The organism is Orenia sp., assembly GCF_055140805.1.
Genome location: NZ_JBSQYM010000055.1, coordinates 1 through 17,249, shown reverse-complemented (window position 1 = coordinate 17,249; position 17,249 = coordinate 1). Strand labels below are relative to the sequence as shown.

The 17,249-nt window shown below is 32.7% G+C and carries 15 protein-coding genes; 14 read left to right on the top strand and 1 reads right to left on the bottom strand.

The features are described 5' to 3' along the window. Positions 1-419: 419 nt before the first annotated feature. From ACTCDL_RS07420 to ACTCDL_RS07375, 10 genes are all read left to right on the top strand, one after another. Positions 420-2,699 carry an efflux RND transporter permease subunit gene (locus ACTCDL_RS07420; RefSeq protein WP_463175506.1) on the top strand — a complete coding sequence of 760 codons (2,280 nt, stop codon included), beginning with the start codon at positions 420-422 and terminating at the stop codon, positions 2,697-2,699. Positions 2,700-2,962: 263 nt separating this feature from the next. After that, positions 2,963-3,724 (top strand): outer membrane lipoprotein-sorting protein, encoded by a 762-nt coding sequence (locus tag ACTCDL_RS07415; RefSeq protein ID WP_463175504.1) that lies wholly within the window; start codon positions 2,963-2,965, stop codon positions 3,722-3,724. A 17-nt stretch (positions 3,725-3,741) separates the two neighbouring features. Beyond that, positions 3,742-4,842 (top strand): hypothetical protein, encoded by a 1,101-nt coding sequence (locus ACTCDL_RS07410; protein ID WP_463175503.1) that lies wholly within the window; start codon positions 3,742-3,744, stop codon positions 4,840-4,842. 294 nt (positions 4,843-5,136) lie between these two features. After that, positions 5,137-5,739 (top strand): TetR/AcrR family transcriptional regulator, encoded by a 603-nt coding sequence (locus ACTCDL_RS07405; protein WP_463175502.1) that lies wholly within the window; start codon positions 5,137-5,139, stop codon positions 5,737-5,739. A gap of 104 nt (positions 5,740-5,843) precedes the next feature. Further along, complete coding sequence (locus tag ACTCDL_RS07400) at positions 5,844-6,296, top strand: PTS sugar transporter subunit IIA (RefSeq protein ID WP_463175501.1); 453 nt, start codon at positions 5,844-5,846, stop codon at positions 6,294-6,296. A gap of 231 nt (positions 6,297-6,527) precedes the next feature. After that, complete coding sequence (locus ACTCDL_RS07395) at positions 6,528-8,333, top strand: sensor histidine kinase (RefSeq protein WP_463175499.1); 1,806 nt, start codon at positions 6,528-6,530, stop codon at positions 8,331-8,333. Positions 8,334-8,463: 130 nt separating this feature from the next. Then, on the top strand, positions 8,464-9,669 hold the full coding sequence (locus ACTCDL_RS07390; protein WP_463175498.1) for an argininosuccinate synthase: 1,206 nt from the start codon (positions 8,464-8,466) through the stop codon (positions 9,667-9,669). 86 nt (positions 9,670-9,755) lie between these two features. Beyond that, positions 9,756-10,223, top strand: coding sequence for a GNAT family N-acetyltransferase (locus ACTCDL_RS07385; RefSeq protein WP_463175496.1), 468 nt, complete (start codon positions 9,756-9,758; stop codon positions 10,221-10,223). A 265-nt stretch (positions 10,224-10,488) separates the two neighbouring features. After that, positions 10,489-11,859 (top strand): argininosuccinate lyase, encoded by a 1,371-nt coding sequence (gene argH / locus ACTCDL_RS07380; RefSeq protein ID WP_463175495.1) that lies wholly within the window; start codon positions 10,489-10,491, stop codon positions 11,857-11,859. 371 nt (positions 11,860-12,230) lie between these two features. Continuing rightward, complete coding sequence (locus ACTCDL_RS07375; protein ID WP_463175493.1) at positions 12,231-13,439, top strand: NAD(P)-dependent malic enzyme; 1,209 nt, start codon at positions 12,231-12,233, stop codon at positions 13,437-13,439. A gap of 67 nt (positions 13,440-13,506) precedes the next feature. Here the strand turns inward: ACTCDL_RS07375 and rpmB are convergent, their stop codons facing one another. Then, positions 13,507-13,737 (bottom strand): 50S ribosomal protein L28, encoded by a 231-nt coding sequence (gene rpmB, locus ACTCDL_RS07370; protein ID WP_463175491.1) that lies wholly within the window; start codon positions 13,735-13,737, stop codon positions 13,507-13,509. Between the two features lie 166 nt (positions 13,738-13,903). Between rpmB and ACTCDL_RS07365 the strand changes: the two genes are divergently transcribed. The 4 genes from ACTCDL_RS07365 to ACTCDL_RS07350 are packed head-to-tail and all read left to right on the top strand — an operon-like array spanning position 13,904 to position 16,985. Continuing rightward, positions 13,904-14,104, top strand: coding sequence for a DUF1858 domain-containing protein (locus tag ACTCDL_RS07365; RefSeq protein WP_463175490.1), 201 nt, complete (start codon positions 13,904-13,906; stop codon positions 14,102-14,104). A 27-nt stretch (positions 14,105-14,131) separates the two neighbouring features. Further along, positions 14,132-14,494 carry an Asp23/Gls24 family envelope stress response protein gene (locus ACTCDL_RS07360; protein WP_463175507.1) on the top strand — a complete coding sequence of 121 codons (363 nt, stop codon included), beginning with the start codon at positions 14,132-14,134 and terminating at the stop codon, positions 14,492-14,494. Beyond that, the gene (locus tag ACTCDL_RS07355) at positions 14,484-16,130 is read left to right on the top strand and encodes a DAK2 domain-containing protein (protein WP_463175489.1); all 1,647 of its coding nucleotides are present in this window, start codon (positions 14,484-14,486) and stop codon (positions 16,128-16,130) included. The genes ACTCDL_RS07360 and ACTCDL_RS07355 overlap by 11 nt, the downstream gene beginning before the upstream one ends. Positions 16,131-16,142: 12 nt before the next feature. Next, positions 16,143-16,985: a DegV family protein gene (locus ACTCDL_RS07350; protein ID WP_463175487.1), complete on the top strand. Its 843-nt coding sequence runs from the start codon at positions 16,143-16,145 to the stop codon at positions 16,983-16,985. The last annotated feature ends 264 nt before the right edge of the window (positions 16,986-17,249 follow it).

Below are 17,249 nucleotides of genomic sequence, written 5' to 3'. Positions count from 1 at the left end.
TTAATTAATCTTTTAATCTTTAATTTGTGTTAATTCGTTGCTAATCTTTAGCTTTTGATCTTTAGTCTTTTATTACACTTTAAAGTTGGACACCTATATAGGTTCGTGAATCTAGAATAAAATTTAGCCATAATGCTATATAGAGATAATGGTACACTTTCGTGTCAGGAATCGGGAATCAGTTATCAGGAACTTGTAAACTATACTGATTCCAGATTCCTGGTTCCCGACACGAAAGTGTCGCAATATACCCATAAAGAGACATTAGTTATATTGAGATTCAATTAGCATAGTGCATTATATTTATACTACTAAAGTGAAATTCGTCCAAGAAATTTAAACAAAAAATTGACAAACTAACGAACGTTAGTTATAATGAAGTTGTAATATAGAATTTAATCATAAAGGTGGGATGAGAAATGTTAAAGAAAATTTCCCAATTTTCAACTAGTTATCCATGGCTAGTAGTTATCTTTTTTATATTATTGTCAGTATTTTTTGCTATTGAGCTCCCCAAAGCCAAACTAGATGCTGATTTAAAGCATCAAATTCCAGCAGATATGGCATCTCGTCTAAATATTGAAAAGATTGAAGATATATTTGGTGGAACTGAGGTAGTGATATTAGCTTTAAAGAGTGATGATATTTTAAGCCAAGATACTTTGGTTAAAATCAAAGAATTATCTGAGAAGGTAGAGAGTTTAGACTTTGTAGAGCAGGTAAATAGTCCTTTCTCTTTACAGGATATCAGAGGTGAAGATAATCAATTGATTATTGATGATGCAATTACTGATATCCCCACAAATCAACAGCAAAGAGAGATCTTAAGAAGACGGATTAGAGATAATGATCTGGTTTATGGGACTATTATTTCTAAAGATTTTAAAGCAGCCTCAATTGTTGTGATTTTAAAAGAGAAGTTTAATGATAAAGAAATATTGACTCAACTGAAAGATATTATGACAAAAACTTCTGGAAACACTAAGGTATATCTAGCAGGATTGCCTATAGTCAGAGCTGAGGTATCAGCTAATATGCAACATGATTTAAAACGATTTATTCCAATTGGGTTATTAATTATGTTGATTTTTCTATATTTTTGTTTCAAAGAGTTGCAAGCAGTATTGTTGACCTTAGCAGTAATGATAGTCTCTATTATTGTGGCTATGGGATTAATTCCTTTATTAGGATGGAAGATTCAATTGATTACTATTATCTTACCAGTGATTCTCTTAGCGATAACCAATGATTATACAATTCACATTATTGCTATCTATCAACATAAAGCGAGGCTAAGGTCTGAAGCTAGTAATAAAGAACTAATAACAGAGGTAATTGCAGAGTTGGGCTATCCAGTTATTGCCGCAGGATTAACGACAATTATAGGTTTATTATGTTTACTAGCACATATTATAGTTCCTGCCAAACAATTAGGAGTATTAGCAGCTATAGGTAATGGATTAGCTATATTAGGTAGTCTCTTTCTGGTACCAGCCTTATTGGTCTTATTACCTAAGAAAAATTTTACAAAGAAGATAGAGAAGAAGACTTTGATAGATAAGTTACTTAATTTTATTGCTAAAATAGTAAGTACTAGACCTAAAACAGTATTGATAGCTTCAATAATTATTATTCTAGCTATCTCGTTAGGGATTCCCTTACTAAAAGTTGATACAAATCCTATCAATTATTTTAGCTCAGCTACAGAGATAGTCAAAGCAGATAAGTTGGTCAATGACTACTTTGGTGGTGCTACTAATATCTCTATTGTAGCTAAAGGGGATATTCAAGACCCTGCTATTATGAATAAGATTAATAATTTGGAGGAGGAATTAGAGAATAATCAGGATATTGGAACAGTTGTGGCTATTTCCAAACCAATAAAAGAGATGAACCAGGTGCTCCATAATGATAATGAGCAGTATTATCAGATTCCTCAAAGTAAGAATGCAATAGCTCAATACTTTATGCTATATAGTATGTCAGCAGATTTAGATAAGGTAGTTGACTTTGATTATCAGTATACCCAAATCACTGCTAGAATTCCTGGAAACAGCTCTAATCAAGTTAAGAAGGTAGTTAATGATATTAAGGAATATATTGAAAAAGATAAAAATTCCCCTTTTATTATTGTAGGGGGCTATGCTGATATCATAGCAAATTTAGTCGATTCAGTGGTTAAGGGTCAAAGCTCTAGTCTAATAATCTCTTTAACAGTTGTAGCTGTAATTGTAATGATTTTGTTTAGATCAATTATAGCCGGATTTTTAGCAATTACACCTTTAGGATTAGCGATGGTCAGTTTATTTGGTTTAATGGGTTATTTTAATATTGAACTAAACATAGTAACTGCTCTATTATCATCAATTATGATCGGTGTAGGAATAGATTATACTATTCATTTCTTATGGCATTATCGAGAAGAGAAGAAGAGTAAAACTTCCATTGAAGCTGTTAAATCTACGTTATTGACAGTTGGCAGAGCGATTATCTTTAATGCTTTGTCAGTAGTTTTTGGATTTATTGTACTGATGTTATCTAATTTTTTACCTGTTAAATTTTTTGGTTTCTTGATTGTAATTTCAATTAGTACCTGTTTATTAGGAGCTTTAATCCTTTTGCCAGCTATCTGTATTATCTTTAAACCAAGTTTTTTAGAATCTAATCTATCTGAGAATATTGTAGATATAAAAGGTTAAAGTGGGGTAAAAGAGAGATATTGGGACACTTTCGTGTTTTAGTTAACAGTGTACAGTGGTTTACACGAAGAGTCTTATATTTTAGACTCGTAGGGACGGTTGACAGTTAAGTTCAAAAGCACTAAAATTCCTTAAAGCATAGGGTTTTGTCTTTTTACTGTAAACTGTCCACTGTCAACCGTCAACTATGGATATAAAGTGTCGCATTATCCCCATATAGTTTTATTATTATATTTCTAAAAATAACGGAGGAGGGTTCAACTATGAAGAGATATTTAGTTTTAATGATAAGTTGTATTTGTGTCTTTACTATAAGTACTTTGGTATCAGCCCAATTAACTGGTCAAGAGGTTTTGGATAAGGTAAAGATTTCTACTGAGCCTCAAACCTCTTATGTAAAGATGAGAATGGAACTTTATAGTTCTTCTGGTCAGTTAAGAAGAAGAAGCTTAGAAGGATATAGAGATAATCAAGGTGATGATAAGGCAATGAATCGATTCTTGTCACCTGCTACAGTTGAAGGCACATCCTTTTTATCTTTAGATAAAGATAATGATGAGGATATGTATCTTTATCTACCAGCTTTGGGCAGTGTTAGAAAGATATCTTCTAGTCAAAAGAATGGTAGCTTTGTAGGAACTGATTTTACTTATAATGATTTAAACCTAATTGGTGGTGGAAATTACAATAAGGATTATGATGCTACAATCTTAGTAGAGAATGATCAAGAATATATTTTAAAACTAGTTCCAACAGATAGTGATATAGATTATAAATATCTGAAGATGTGGATTAATAAGAAAGAATGGCATATGATTAAAGTTGAATTTTATGATGAAAGAGGTAAACTAGAAAAGGTATTGACTCCTGAGAGTTTTGAAAAGATAGCTGGATATTGGACAGCACACAAGTCAACTATGGAAAATATACAAGAAGGAAGTAAAACGGTTATTTATATGGAAGAGATAACTTATGATAAAGCGATTAATGATCGTATCTTTACTACTAGATATTTGAGTAGATAGTTAAGGGGGGAGATTTGATGATAGATATTAAATTTTTAATATTAATAGCTTGTTTACTATTAATATTTACTTCTACTGCTTTAGCAAATCAACTTGAGATTTCTGGTTCTCTAAAGAGTGATTTGATAGTTAGTACAGATGATGGTAAACTTACTGACCAAGAGAAGATTAATCTGGTTTTAGAGAAAGGTTTTGGTTTTGATGCTGAAATGTATGTTGACCTAGGCTTTAGAGAAGATTATAATAATAAATCTGCTACTGATATCAATCAAATCTATTTAGATTATTACACTAATAAGATGGATTGGAGAATTGGTAAGCAGATAATTAATTGGGGGAGTTCTTATAAATTACAACCAACAGATTACTTCAATCCAATTGACCAAACAGCTTTAAAACCATTAGATGAAAAGATTGGAGTTAAGGCAGTTAAAGGAATCTACTATGCTCCTAATGATTTGGAGATAACAGGAGTAGTGGTTCCTTCTTTTAAAGCAGGTAAATTATCTACTGTTATTCCTAATTTGATAGCAGTAGAAGATGATCTTAAAAATATACAGGAAGGATTTAAAGTGACTAAACGCTCTTTTAGAGGTTTTGATTTATCCTTAAGTGGATATCATGGTTTTGATCAAAACCCAATTAATAATAAGATGAATTTTATTTATCCAAAATTAAACAAAATTGGTTTTGACTTAATTGGGGATATTGGTGAAATAGGAGTCTGGACAGAGTTGACATATGCTCTTTATCAAGATGAAGAACTTGATAATGGACTGAATACGACTTTAGGAGTTGATTATAAATGGAGTAATGATTTATATTTAGTTATTCAAGCATATTATCAGCAAGGAAGGTCCAGTAGTGAAGCTGATAAAAAAATGCTTAATTTTCATTTTGACAAACCAGTATTTACTTTCCATCAAATAGAGAGTAATGTTATCTATGAATTTGAATCTGAAACTTGTGTGTTAGAACCCCAATTTAATTATTCTTTAGCCAGTTCTATAGAATTACAAATTGGTGGGACATATATAAATAGTTCCAATGAAGATGCCCTTATAACAGCTACCTTTGGTCAAAATAGAGTTTATACAAGATTGAATATAGAGTTTTAAAATCACTTATATAATTAACCCCTTGTACTTAGAGATATTAACTTTTCTAAGGTTTAAAGGGGTTCTTTGCTTTTGATAGATAAAGGAATAATAATTTTTAGGCAGAAGATTATATTAAATGAGAAGTTAGGGTTTAATTACCCAACCTAACTTTTTAACCATCTAATCACCTAATAAACAGAGTGTCTTAATAGCTCTCTATAAAGATAAATTTATATTAAATTATAGATTCACAAAGCTATACAGAAAGATATTCTTGAAAGTGTTATAAAGTATACAAGGGAGTGTATAATTATGTCTAATAAAAGTACAAAGGATTTAATTTTAGATGTAGCATTAGATCTGTTTTCAGAGAAGGGCTTTGCTGCAACCTCTATTCGTGAGATTGCTAAGGGAGTAGGAATCCGTAAAAGTTCAATCTATAATCACTTTGCAAGTAAGGATGATATCTTTAGAACTCTCTTTTCTGTCTTTGGAGCTAAAACGATTAAAGAGATATTTGAAAGTGATGATTTAAGAAAAAAGATTGACCAGCCTTATGAATTTTTTAAAACTTATGCTAGATTAATTAAAGAATTTTTAAATAATCAAGAAGAGCAGAAATTGTTAAAGGTTATGCTGATCGAACATAATAGTCAGATTGTACAAAGAATTATGAAAGAGAAATTTTTAGGAGAGGATATAGAGATTATAATGGGTATCTTTAATGAAATGATTGAGAAAGGATTAATTAAGCCTTATGATCCTCTTACATTAGCCAATCAATTTATAGGCCCTTTAGTATTTATAAGGATTCAACATCTGTTGTTGAGCTATGAAAGTAATGATTTCAGCAGAATTTATAATTTAATTGATGAGCATATAGAGTTCTTCTGGAATGCTATTAAGGTTGAATAGGATTAATTTAAAGGGGAAGCTACAAAGGGGTTTATGAGTTAATCTAGAATTTATAGCAATAAAGTAACAAATGAGATATAGTATTAAAAAAGGAGGGGCAAAAGATGCGACTTAGTACTTTATTAAAGCCAGAGATGATTAAATTAGATTTAATAGCTTCTGATAAAGAGATGGTCTTAAAGGAAATGGTTGGAGTTTTATACCAAGAAGGTAAGATCAAATCTGAAGATGCTTTTTATGATAGGGTTTTAGCTAGGGAAGCTGAAACTACAACAGGAATGGGGCGTGGAATAGCAATTCCCCATGGAAAGAGTGATCAGGTTAAAGAGCTCTCCCTTGCTGTAGGGATATGTAAAGATGGAATTGATTTTGAGAGTATCGATGGACAGCCTGTTTATATAATCTTTATGGTTGCAGATTTTGCAGGTACTTCTCCTGAATATTTAAAATTATTATCCAAAATTTCATTTTTGGTAAGAAATGATGATTTTAGAGAAACTCTGCTAACTGCTGAAACTTGCCAAAATGCCTTAGATGTAATTAAGAGATATGAATAGAATAAGCTAAATTGAAGAATTAATTTCAATAAGATATTAGCTTTTATATTTTGATAAAAAATGATAGTAAATAGAGGATAAATAACTAAAATAAGAGAATATAATCTTATATTCTCTTATTTTAGTTATTGGAAAATAATGAAATTTGGCTAATCAATAGCCTAATGGCCACTAGGTTAATTGTACTACTTTAAAGATAGAATGCTAGATTTTACAAGGTGGGAAGAAGATATGAGCAGAATACTTATTATTTTAATCTTGTTGGGGATGATGGTTAATGTTGTAATTGTTATGCATATAAAGAACTTAAACTTGATTGATATAGTGGCATTGTTGAGTTTATCTTTTGTTTACATAATTTTATTTAAATTTGTTAAGCTATACTCTAGGGTTAGAAGTCAAGAATTATCAGCAAAGAGGGATAGTTTAAAGAGATATGTTAATCTATCTAAATTTATCTTTTTAGTCTTAGATAAGAAGGGGAGAGTAGAGTTTATTAATCAAAGGGGTTCTAAACTGTTAGGTCAGAGTCAAGAGGAGATTATAGGAAAGTTGTGGTTTGAAGAATTTGACAAGAATCGGCAGAAGGTCAAGTTGTTAGAAAGGATTGTAAAGAAAGAGATAGAACTGCCTGATTATACTGAAGGAACCTTAGTGGATAAAGATGGTAATCAACGGATAATAAGCTGGCATACCACCACGTTAAAGGATGAAGCGGGAAATATTGAAGGAACTATCAGCTCAGGGATGGATATAAGTAAAGAGAAATTCTTAATAGAGCAATTAAATCCCGATAATAGAATAAGAAATAACACCGTTACAAATATATCCAATCATTTAAACCATTCGTTGGAGTTGATATTTTCCGCTCTAAAGATATTGGGGATTGTTGATATAATATTTATAGTTATTAATAAAGAGCAAGAGATTACTTTTTTTAATCAAGGTGGAGTTAGAGAGTTTGGCTATAGTGAAAAAGAAGTAGTTGGAGAGAGTATCTTTAAATTCTGTCAAGAAGATAAATTAGAGGTAAAGAAGTTGATTGAAGATTTATTCAATGAAAAAAAGGAAGTACCAGAATATGTTGAGACTAAAATCTTAACAAAGTATGGGAAAGTAAGAACAGTCTCTTGGCATCTTGCCCGTCTAAGGGATAATGATGCTAAGGTTCAAGGAATCTTTAGCTCGGGAATAGATATTACTGAACGTAAATGGTTAGAAGAGAAACTAGAAGATAATAAGTTGCAGGTAGAGTTTTTTGCCAATCTATCCCACGAGATGAGAACACCTTTAAATTTAATCTTTTCTGCATTGCAGATGGAAGAAATATACAATAAGAAGAATCTTGATTTAGATAATTATAAAAGTATTAGTAAGTATACAAAAATCATGCGTCGTAATGTACATAGATTATTGAGGTTGATTAATAATTTAGTAGATATCACTAAAATTGATGCTAATTTTTATGATTTTAACTTACAGAATCATAATATTATAGAGCTTATTGACAATGTAGTACTAGCTGTAAAGGACTATCTAGGTATTTCTTCTAGGGAGATCACCTTTGAGTCTAAACTAGCTAAGCGAATTATTACTTGTGATGCTAATAATATTGAGAGGATTATGTTAAATCTCTTATCTAATGCTGTTAAGTTTAGTAATAAAGGTGATAAGATAGCAGTTAAGGTCTTTGAAGATGATGATTATATCTATATCTCTGTAAAAGATACTGGGATAGGTATTAAAGAAGAGCAACAGGAGATGATTTTTGAAAGGTTTGGTCAAGTTGATAAATCTTTTACTAGAAGAAAGGAGGGTAGTGGTATTGGTTTAGTGATAGTTAAATTGCTAGTAGAGATGCATGGGGGAGAGATTAAAGTGGAGAGTAAATATGGAGAAGGGAGTGAATTTATAATTAAGTTACCAAATATAGCCTTAGGAGAGGAGGATATTGAATTTGCCACTACTCAGTTTGCTTTAAAGGAGGAGTTAATTGATAGAATAGATATTGAGTTTTCAGACATATATGAACTATAGGAAGTTTGAGTTATATTCAGAAAATTCAAACTTTAATATTGTCCTTGTATTTTTATACAAAAGGATGTATAATCATACTAACAAAGATAAATAAAAAATCATTTTTGAGATAAATTAGGAGGCGTTGAAAATGGAAAAGAAGATAAATAAGGTAGTTATGGCTTATTCAGGAGGATTAGATACATCGGTAGCTATTAAATGGTTACAGGATACATATGATGTAGAGGTAGTCTGCTTTTCAGCAGATGTAGGGCAGAATGAAGATTTAGCACCATTAGAGGAGAAGGCTTTAAATACTGGTGCAAGTAATATCTATATTGAAGATTTACAAGAAGAATTTTTAAAGGAGTATGTTTTCAAAGGTTTAAAAGCGGGGGCATTATATGAAGCTAAATACCCTTTAGCTACAGCTTATTCTAGACCATTGATTGCTAAGAAGATGATCGATGTTGCTAAAAAAGAAGGTGCAGATGCAGTAGCTCATGGTTGTACTGCCAAAGGTAATGATCAGGTAAGATTTGATGTTTCTTTCCAAGCATTATCTCCAGGAATTGAAGTTGTAGCTCCTTTAAGAGAGTGGGAGTTTAAAGCCAGAAGTCAAGAGATCGAATATGCAGCTAAGCATAATATCCCAGTAGGAGCTACCAAAGAGAGTCCATATAGTATTGATAGAAATCTATGGGGAGTTAGTATAGAGTGTGGAATTTTAGAAGACCCTTGGGCAGAACCACCTGCAGATGTATATCAGATTACTACTGCTCCAGAGGATGCACCAGATGAGGCTGAGTACATAGAGGTTACTTTCAAAGCTGGAGAGCCAGTAGGACTAAATGGTCAAGAGTATGGGCCAGTAGAATTAGTAAGCAAATTAAATGAGATTGCAGGTAAGCATGGTATTGGAAGAATTGATATGGTAGAGAATAGATTGGTAGGAATTAAATCTAGAGAGATTTATGAAGCACCAGCGGCTACAGTATTGATGAATGCTCATAGACATTTAGAAGACTTGGTCTTAGATAGAGAGACATATCATTATAAAGAGTTAGTTGCTCAAAAATATGCTGAGCTTGTTTATTATGGGCAATGGTTCTCACCATTAAAGGTTGCTTTAGATGCTTTTGTTGATACTACTCAACAATATGTAAATGGAACAGTTAAGGTTAAATTATATAAGGGAAATGCTACAGTAGTAGGAAGAAAGTCTGATAATTCATTATATCAAGAGAACTTAGCTACTTATGAAACATCTGATACTTTCAATCATGATTCTGCTATCGGATTTATCGAATTATTTGGTCTACCATTAAAGGTACATGGAAGTGTTAATAAGAAATAGTTGATAGTGTAAAGTTGATAGTTGATAGTTAGTGCTAACTATCAACTATCAATTATCAACTCTAAACTAGTATAGGGGGAGAGTGGATGGAGATATTTATCAAAAAAGCAGAGCTTGTCGATAGTCAATTAGTCTATAATCTGACTAAAGATGCTTTTAAAGCTTATGCTGATCCCTCTCTCTTTCCTACAACACCAGCATTATTAGAAAGTGAAGAGGATATTATCAGAGATATTGAAGATAAAGAGGTTTTAATTGCTTACTTAGATAATAATGCAGTAGGAACAGTCCGCTATTATGGTCAAGGTGAAGATTTCTATTTAATCAGATTAGGTGTACTTCCTGAATATCGAGGATATGAAATTGGACAAAAGCTGATCTTGGAGGTTGAGGAGAGAGTGAGAGAAGAGGGAGGAAGAAGAATTGTTCTTTATTCCCCAATTAGATTAACGAATTTAATAAACTTTTATAATAGTCTTGATTATCAGGTTATAGAGATAAGAGAAGATGATGATTATACTAGAGCTAAGTTAGCTAAAATAATAGATTCTTAAAAAAGGGCGATCAATTCGCCCGATTGTTATATATATACCCTTTTGTTAATAGGGAAAATAATATAGTGATATAATATAGTGATATAATATAATGATAGTGCGACACTTTGTGTCGAGTGTGAGCTATGAGTGTGAGTGTGTGTAAAACTTCTTTTTATTGGGGTTTACTCACACTCACACACCCACTCATGCTAATTTTAAAAGTGTCGCAATATATCCATAATTAAGAAACTATTTATATAGATATTAATAGGGAGTGATAATTATGAAGATGTGGGATGGTAGATTTCAAGAGGGTACCGATGCTTTGGTAGAAGAGTTCAATGCTTCCATCGGTTTTGACTATAAATTGGCTCAATATGATATTCAAGGTAGTATGGCCCATGCCAAGATGTTAGCTAAATCTGAAATTATTACAGAAGATGATAGTCAAGAGATAATAAAGGGTTTAGAAGAGATATTAGCAGAAGTTGAGGCAGGAGAGTTTGAATTTACAGTAGAGCTAGAGGATATTCATATGAATATTGAAAAAAGGCTAACTGATAAGATTGGTGCAGTTGGTGGGAAGTTACATACAGCTAGAAGCAGAAACGATCAAGTCGCTTTAGATGTAAGGTTATATCTGCGCGATCAGATTGAACAGGTTAAAGAGCTAGTTAAGCAATTACAACAGGTCTTGTTAGAGCTAGCTGAAGAGAATATCGATATTATTATGCCTGGTTATACCCATCTGCAGAGAGCACAACCGATTAGATTGGCTCATCATTTATTGGCATACCAGCAGAAGCTAAAGCGTGACTATGATAGGTTAACAGATTGCTATAAGAGGGTTAATATCTTACCGTTAGGTTCTGGTGCTTTGGCAGGAACCAAGTTTCCAATTGATAGAGAGTTTGTAGCTAAAGAGTTAGGCTTTGCAGGGGTAAGTCAGAATAGTTTAGATGCAGTTAGTGATCGTGATTTTGTAATAGAATTTTTAGCAGCATCCTCTACCATTATGATGCATTTAAGTCGTTTCAGTGAAGAGTTAATTATTTGGACTAGCTCTGAATTTGACTTTGTGGAGGTTTCTGACTCATTTTGTACTGGTAGTAGTATTATGCCACAGAAGAAGAATCCTGATATCCCTGAGCTGATTCGTGGTAAGACAGGAAGGGTTTATGGGAATCTAATGCAATTATTAGTTACTATGAAGGGCTTACCTTTAGCTTATAATAAGGATATGCAAGAGGATAAGGAAGGTCTATTTGATACTGTAGAGACAGTGAAGAAGAGTTTAGAAATTTTTGCAAGAATGATGGCTAAGACTAAATTTAAAGCTGATAAGATGAAAGCGTCTACAGAAGGTGGCTTTGTTAATGCTACTGATGTAGCTGATTATCTAGTAGATAAGGAGATTCCTTTTAGAGAGGCCCATGAGATAGTAGGAAAGAGTGTATTTTACTGTATAGAGCATAATAAGAAGCTATCAGAATTAACTATGGCAGAATGGCAAGGTTTCTCTGAAGTATTTACTGATGATATCTATCATGCGATTGCTATTGAGACCTGTGTGGATGCTCGTAATACGATAGGTGGTCCTGCTAGAGCAGAGATAGAACGGGTAATTAAGCAGGAGAAAGAAAGTTTAAATTAATTTGATTAATTATAGGAGTGGAGATTAGCAGAGAATCTTCACTCTTATTTTGTTTAGTCAGATAACTTTAGAATGAAACAATAGAAAGATATTAAGACACTTTGTGCTGAGTGTGAGTTATGAGTGTGAGTGTGTGTAAAACTTCTTTTTATTGGGGTTTACTCACACTCACACACCCACTCACGCTAATTTTAAAAGTGTCACTATATATCCATTAAATTACACTTTAGATCTGCTTAGCTACAATGTATATATTTAAAGAGCATTACATAAATTATTGAAAAACAATGAATATTTACTAGATAAATAAAGGAGTTTATCTAATAGATATAGAATTGAAAATAGAAGTAAAATAGAGGAGGGAGTAGCAAGTGTCATTAAGAGAAGAAGCATTATCATTACATAAGAAGAATCAAGGAAAGATATCTGTAAATAGCAAAGTAGAGGTTAAGAATAGAGATGACTTGACTTTAGCTTATAGTCCAGGGGTGGCTGAACCTTGTTTGGAAATTGTAAAGGATAAGTCAGAGGTATATAATTATACTGCAAAGGGAAACTTAGTAGCAGTTGTTTCTGATGGAACTGCTGTTTTGGGGTTAGGAGATATTGGTCCAGAGGCAGCGATGCCAGTTATGGAGGGAAAAGCAGTCTTATTTAAAGAATTTGCTGGAGTTGATGCTTTTCCTATCTGTTTAAATACTAAAGATGTTGATGAGATTGTAGAGACTGTTAAAAGGTTAGAGCCTACCTTTGGTGGAATAAATTTAGAGGATATTTCAGCACCACGTTGCATAGAGATTGAAAAGAGATTAAAAAATGAGTTAGAGATTCCTGTCTTCCATGATGACCAACATGGTACAGCAATTGTAGTATTAGCAGGTTTAATTAATGCAGTTAAAACTGTAGGTAAAGAGTTAGAGGATTTAAAGGTTTTGGTCAATGGAGCAGGAGCAGCTGGATTGGCTATTGCTAGATTACTATTGAATGTGGGAATTAAAGATATAATCTTAGTTGATAGGTTTGGTGCTTTGGCTTCTGGTGTTGAAGAGATGAATGATATTCAACAAGAGTTAGCAGATATAACAAATCCAGCAGGTAAGACAGGTAGTCTAGATGAAGTAATCGTCGATAGAGATGCCTTTATTGGTGTTTCTGCACCAAATATCTTGACCAAAGATATGGTTAAGAGTATGGCTAAAGATCCAATTATCTTTGCTATGGCAAATCCTGTTCCAGAGATCGATCCAGCTTTAGCTAAAGAAGCAGGTGCTAAGGTAATAGGAACCGGTCGTTCTGATTATCCAAATCAGGTCAATAATGTATTAGCTTTTCCAGGAATCTTTAAGGGTGCTTTAAAGGTACAGGCAAGGGAGATTACTGAAGAGATGAAGGTTGCTGCTGCTTATGGTATAGCAGAATTAATTGGTGATGATGAGTTATCAGTGGAGTATGTTATTCCTGATCCTTTTAATAAAGAAGTAGTAAATAGGGTAGCTCTAGAGGTGGCTAGAAGGGCTATAACTGATGGTTTGGCTAAAAGAGTTCTTAGTGAAGAAGAGTTGCAAAAAGAATTTTCTTAATTAAAATAAAGAATACTAAATAAAAAAAGCAAGGAGATTGATATCAATCTCCTTGCTTTATATTGAATTAGTATGCTCTTTCTACCTTGCCTGCTGATAAGCAAGAAGTACATACCTTAATTCTTTTAGTAGTACCATCAACAACAGCTTTAACTTTTTGTAGGTTAGGTCGTTGAGTTCTTTTTGAACTACCAGTTACATTACGACCAACACCACCTTCTTTTTTAGCTTTACCTCTACGAGTAACGCTACGAGCACTGTTAGATCCTTTTCCACAGATTTCACAAATCCTTGCCATTTGTTGCACCTCCTTTAATCTATATCAATATTTTATGTTTTAGCTAGAACCACTTAAACATTTTAACATAAAAGGTGGGTAAGTGGCAAGGTTAATTTTGTATTTTATCTTATAAAGAAGGATTTTATTGACTTCTATTGAATAATAATCAGGTAGGAGGTCAAATATGAGACTTAGTAAAAAGACATCTGTATTAAAAATTTTACAGGAATATCCAGAAGTTAATCAGATTTTTAAAGCTCATGGCTTAGGGTGTGCTAAGTGTTTAGCTGCCGACTATGAAGACTTAGAAACAGTAGCTAAGGCTAATAATTTAGATTTAGAATTGCTATTAGAGGAATTAAATAATTTTATTCAGAATAATTGATTTAACAAGGGGGAATAAAGTATGACAATGGGGCAAGAGTTGACAAATGAATTAGGAATGGTTAAAATATCTGAGGAAGTTATTTCAATTATTGCGGGTTTAGCTGCAATGGAATGTTATGGACTGGTAGGTATGGCCAGTAAAAGTATTCAAGATGGTCTAGCTAAGTTATTAGGAAATGATCATCTAAGTAAAGGTGTCGAAGTAGAGACTACTGAAGAAGGAGTAAGAGTTGATCTATATATTATTGTAGAGTATGGAACAAAAATTTCAGAGGTAGCTAATAATATAATTGATAGAGTAAAATATACATTAGAAGAGATGACAGGGGTAAATGTTTTAGAAGTTAATATTAATGTACAAGGAGTGAGGGTGAATAATGCTACCTGATTCATTTACTAAGGAGATAAAGCAGATAAATTCAGCTAAATTCAAACAAATGCTATTAGTAGCAACCAATACCTTAAAAGAGGTAGAAGATGAAATCAATGATTTAAATATCTTTCCTGTTCCCGATGGAGATACAGGAACTAACATGTATCTGACCCTATCAAATGCTGTAGAAGAGATAGAGTCTACTACAGAGGATTCAGTAGGTGCTGTAGCCAATAGCTTGGCAATGGGAGCATTAATGGGTGCTAGAGGGAATTCAGGGGTGATTTTATCTCAACTTTTGAGAGGATTGGCTGATGGGATTGGTAATACTAAGTTATTGACATCAGAAGTCTTAGCTAATGGATTGCAAAAAGCTGCTGATAAGGCTTATCAAGCTGTAATGAAGCCTGTAGAAGGAACGATCTTAACAGTAGCTAAGGATGTAGGGAAGAAAGCAAAGAAATTAGCTTCTGAGTTAACTGTAGCTGAACTTTTAAAAGAGTCGGTAAAGGAGGCAGAAAAATCTGTAGCTAACACGCCTAATTTATTAGATACTTTAAAAGAAGCAGGTGTAGTAGATGCTGGAGGTAAGGGTTATCAAATGTTTCTAACAGGGCTCTTGCAAGGATTAAGTTCTGATACTCCAATTGTTATCAGAGAAGAGCCTGGATCAAAAACTAATGCCAAATTAGATTTATCACCAACAGAGGAGTTTGGTTATTGTACTGAATTTATTGTTAAAAATGCGAAGGTTGAAGCCGATAAATTTAAGGAGATATTAAGTGAATATGGTGACTCTATTATTGCTGTTAAATCTGATGATATTTTAAAAGTTCATGTTCATGCTAAGCATCCAGGGGCAGTCTTAGAGGAAGGGTTAAAGTATGGACAATTGACTCGAATTAAGATTGAGAATATGTCTGAACAGCATGAGGAGAGATTAAAGAAGGAAATTCAAGCAGAGCAAGAACTTAAGCAAGACCAAGAATTGATAGATGGGATAGGAGTTTTAGCAGTAGCTGCTGGAGAAGGATTAGAAGTTATCTTTAATAAGCTTGGAGTGGCTAATGTATTATTAGGTGGACAATCAATGAATCCAAGTATTCAGGATTTATTAGAGTCTGTAGAGCAGATTAATACCGATAAAGTTATTATTCTACCAAATAATAAGAATGTTATCTCTACTGCTGAGCAGGTCAAAGAGTTGACAGATAAAGAGATTGAGGTTATTCCAACTAGGACTATTCCTCAAGGTGTAACAGCGATGATGGTCTTTAACCCAGAAGGTAACCTAAAAGAAGTTGCTTCCCAGATGAAAGAAGAAGTTGAGTTTGTTAAGACAGGAGAGGTTACTTATGCTGTTAGAGATACTAAGATTAATGAGTTAGAGATTAATAAAGGTGATATCTTAGGGTTGATAGAGGGGAATATAGAGATTGTATCCTCTGATTATAATCAAGCAACCTTAGACTTATTAGAAGATATGGTTGAAGCTGATGATTCTTTAATCACTATTTATGTAGGAGAAGATGTATCTTCAGAGGATAAAGAGGCACTAATACATAATTTAGAAGAGCTATATGAAGATTTTGACATTGAGATTTATGATGGATATCAACCTATTTATTATTATATTATTTCTGTAGAGTAGGAGTGTTGAGTGATGGGTAAGATAGCAGTTGTAACAGATAGTACAGCAGATTTACCGTCGCGATTTATAAAAGAGTACGATATTAATGTAATTCCTTTAAAGGTCAGATTAGATGGGCAGGAATATGAGGATGGTATTGATATTAGTAGAGAAGAGTTTTTGACTAAGCTAGAAGAAAGTGAGCAAGTGCCGACTACATCACAGCCACCTATCGGTAAGTTTTTGGATTTATATAAATCTTTGGCAAAAGAATATGACCAAATTTTATCATTACATTTTTCTGAAAAATTAAGTGGAACCATTAAAACAGCCTATTTAGCTAGTAATATGTTAGAAGATATAGATATTAAAGTTATAGACTCAGAGACTGTAACGGTACCTCTAGGAGTTATGGTGGTAGAGGTAGCTAAAGCTGTTAAAGCTGGTAAGGATGTTGATGAACTGATAAACTTAATAGCTCAATTAAAAGAGAGTATTAAGATTTATTTTACTATAGATGATTTAACTTATTTGGAACGGGGAGGTCGTATCGGGAAGGCTACCGCTTTTATAGGGAATTTATTTAATGTTAAACCTATGTTGACAATTGCAGAGGGCGAGATTACTCCTTATAAGAAATTAAGGGGAGAGAAAAGATTATATAAAGAATTTATGAGATTGGCTAAAGAAGAATTAGAGGGCAATACAGGTAATAAGCTGGTAATAATATATGGCAAATACTTAGATAAGGCTAATCAATTAAAAGAGATGTTAACCCAAGAGTTTGAATGGGAAGAGATAGATATGATTCAATTTGGTTCTGTAGTAGGAGCACATGTTGGACCAACTCCCTTTGGAATGATAATTTATAAATAATTTGTGTATTATAAAAGGTCAGTTGGTAATTCCTAATGCTAAGTTAAATAGTATTAGGAATTTTTTTTAATAAAGATTGTGAATACTAATAATATTGTTTCTGAGATTACTTTGATTAAACTATCTATATTTTAATATAGGTATGTGAATTCAAAATGAAACTTGATGGATATATTGCGACACTTTAAGTTTTAGCTACGGGTTTTAACCCGTAGTGTAACATATCACCATCACCACAGGTTGAAACCTGTGGCTAGTAAATTT

Excerpts from the sequence above, each read along its gene's own strand:
- ACTCDL_RS07420 (WP_463175506.1), top strand. The coding sequence starts at position 420 with ATGTTAAAGAAAATTTCCCAATTTTCAACTAGTTATCCATGGCTAGTA.
- ACTCDL_RS07415 (WP_463175504.1), top strand. The coding sequence starts at position 2,963 with ATGAAGAGATATTTAGTTTTAATGATAAGTTGTATTTGTGTCTTTACT.
- ACTCDL_RS07410 (WP_463175503.1), top strand. The coding sequence starts at position 3,742 with ATGATAGATATTAAATTTTTAATATTAATAGCTTGTTTACTATTAATA.
- ACTCDL_RS07405 (WP_463175502.1), top strand. The coding sequence starts at position 5,137 with ATGTCTAATAAAAGTACAAAGGATTTAATTTTAGATGTAGCATTAGAT.
- ACTCDL_RS07400 (WP_463175501.1), top strand. The coding sequence starts at position 5,844 with ATGCGACTTAGTACTTTATTAAAGCCAGAGATGATTAAATTAGATTTA.
- ACTCDL_RS07395 (WP_463175499.1), top strand. The coding sequence starts at position 6,528 with ATGAGCAGAATACTTATTATTTTAATCTTGTTGGGGATGATGGTTAAT.
- ACTCDL_RS07390 (WP_463175498.1), top strand. The coding sequence starts at position 8,464 with ATGGAAAAGAAGATAAATAAGGTAGTTATGGCTTATTCAGGAGGATTA.
- ACTCDL_RS07385 (WP_463175496.1), top strand. The coding sequence starts at position 9,756 with ATGGAGATATTTATCAAAAAAGCAGAGCTTGTCGATAGTCAATTAGTC.
- argH (WP_463175495.1), top strand. The coding sequence starts at position 10,489 with ATGAAGATGTGGGATGGTAGATTTCAAGAGGGTACCGATGCTTTGGTA.
- rpmB (WP_463175491.1), bottom strand. The coding sequence starts at position 13,737 with ATGGCAAGGATTTGTGAAATCTGTGGAAAAGGATCTAACAGTGCTCGT.
- ACTCDL_RS07365 (WP_463175490.1), top strand. The coding sequence starts at position 13,904 with ATGAGACTTAGTAAAAAGACATCTGTATTAAAAATTTTACAGGAATAT.
- ACTCDL_RS07360 (WP_463175507.1), top strand. The coding sequence starts at position 14,132 with ATGGGGCAAGAGTTGACAAATGAATTAGGAATGGTTAAAATATCTGAG.
- ACTCDL_RS07355 (WP_463175489.1), top strand. The coding sequence starts at position 14,484 with ATGCTACCTGATTCATTTACTAAGGAGATAAAGCAGATAAATTCAGCT.
- ACTCDL_RS07350 (WP_463175487.1), top strand. The coding sequence starts at position 16,143 with ATGGGTAAGATAGCAGTTGTAACAGATAGTACAGCAGATTTACCGTCG.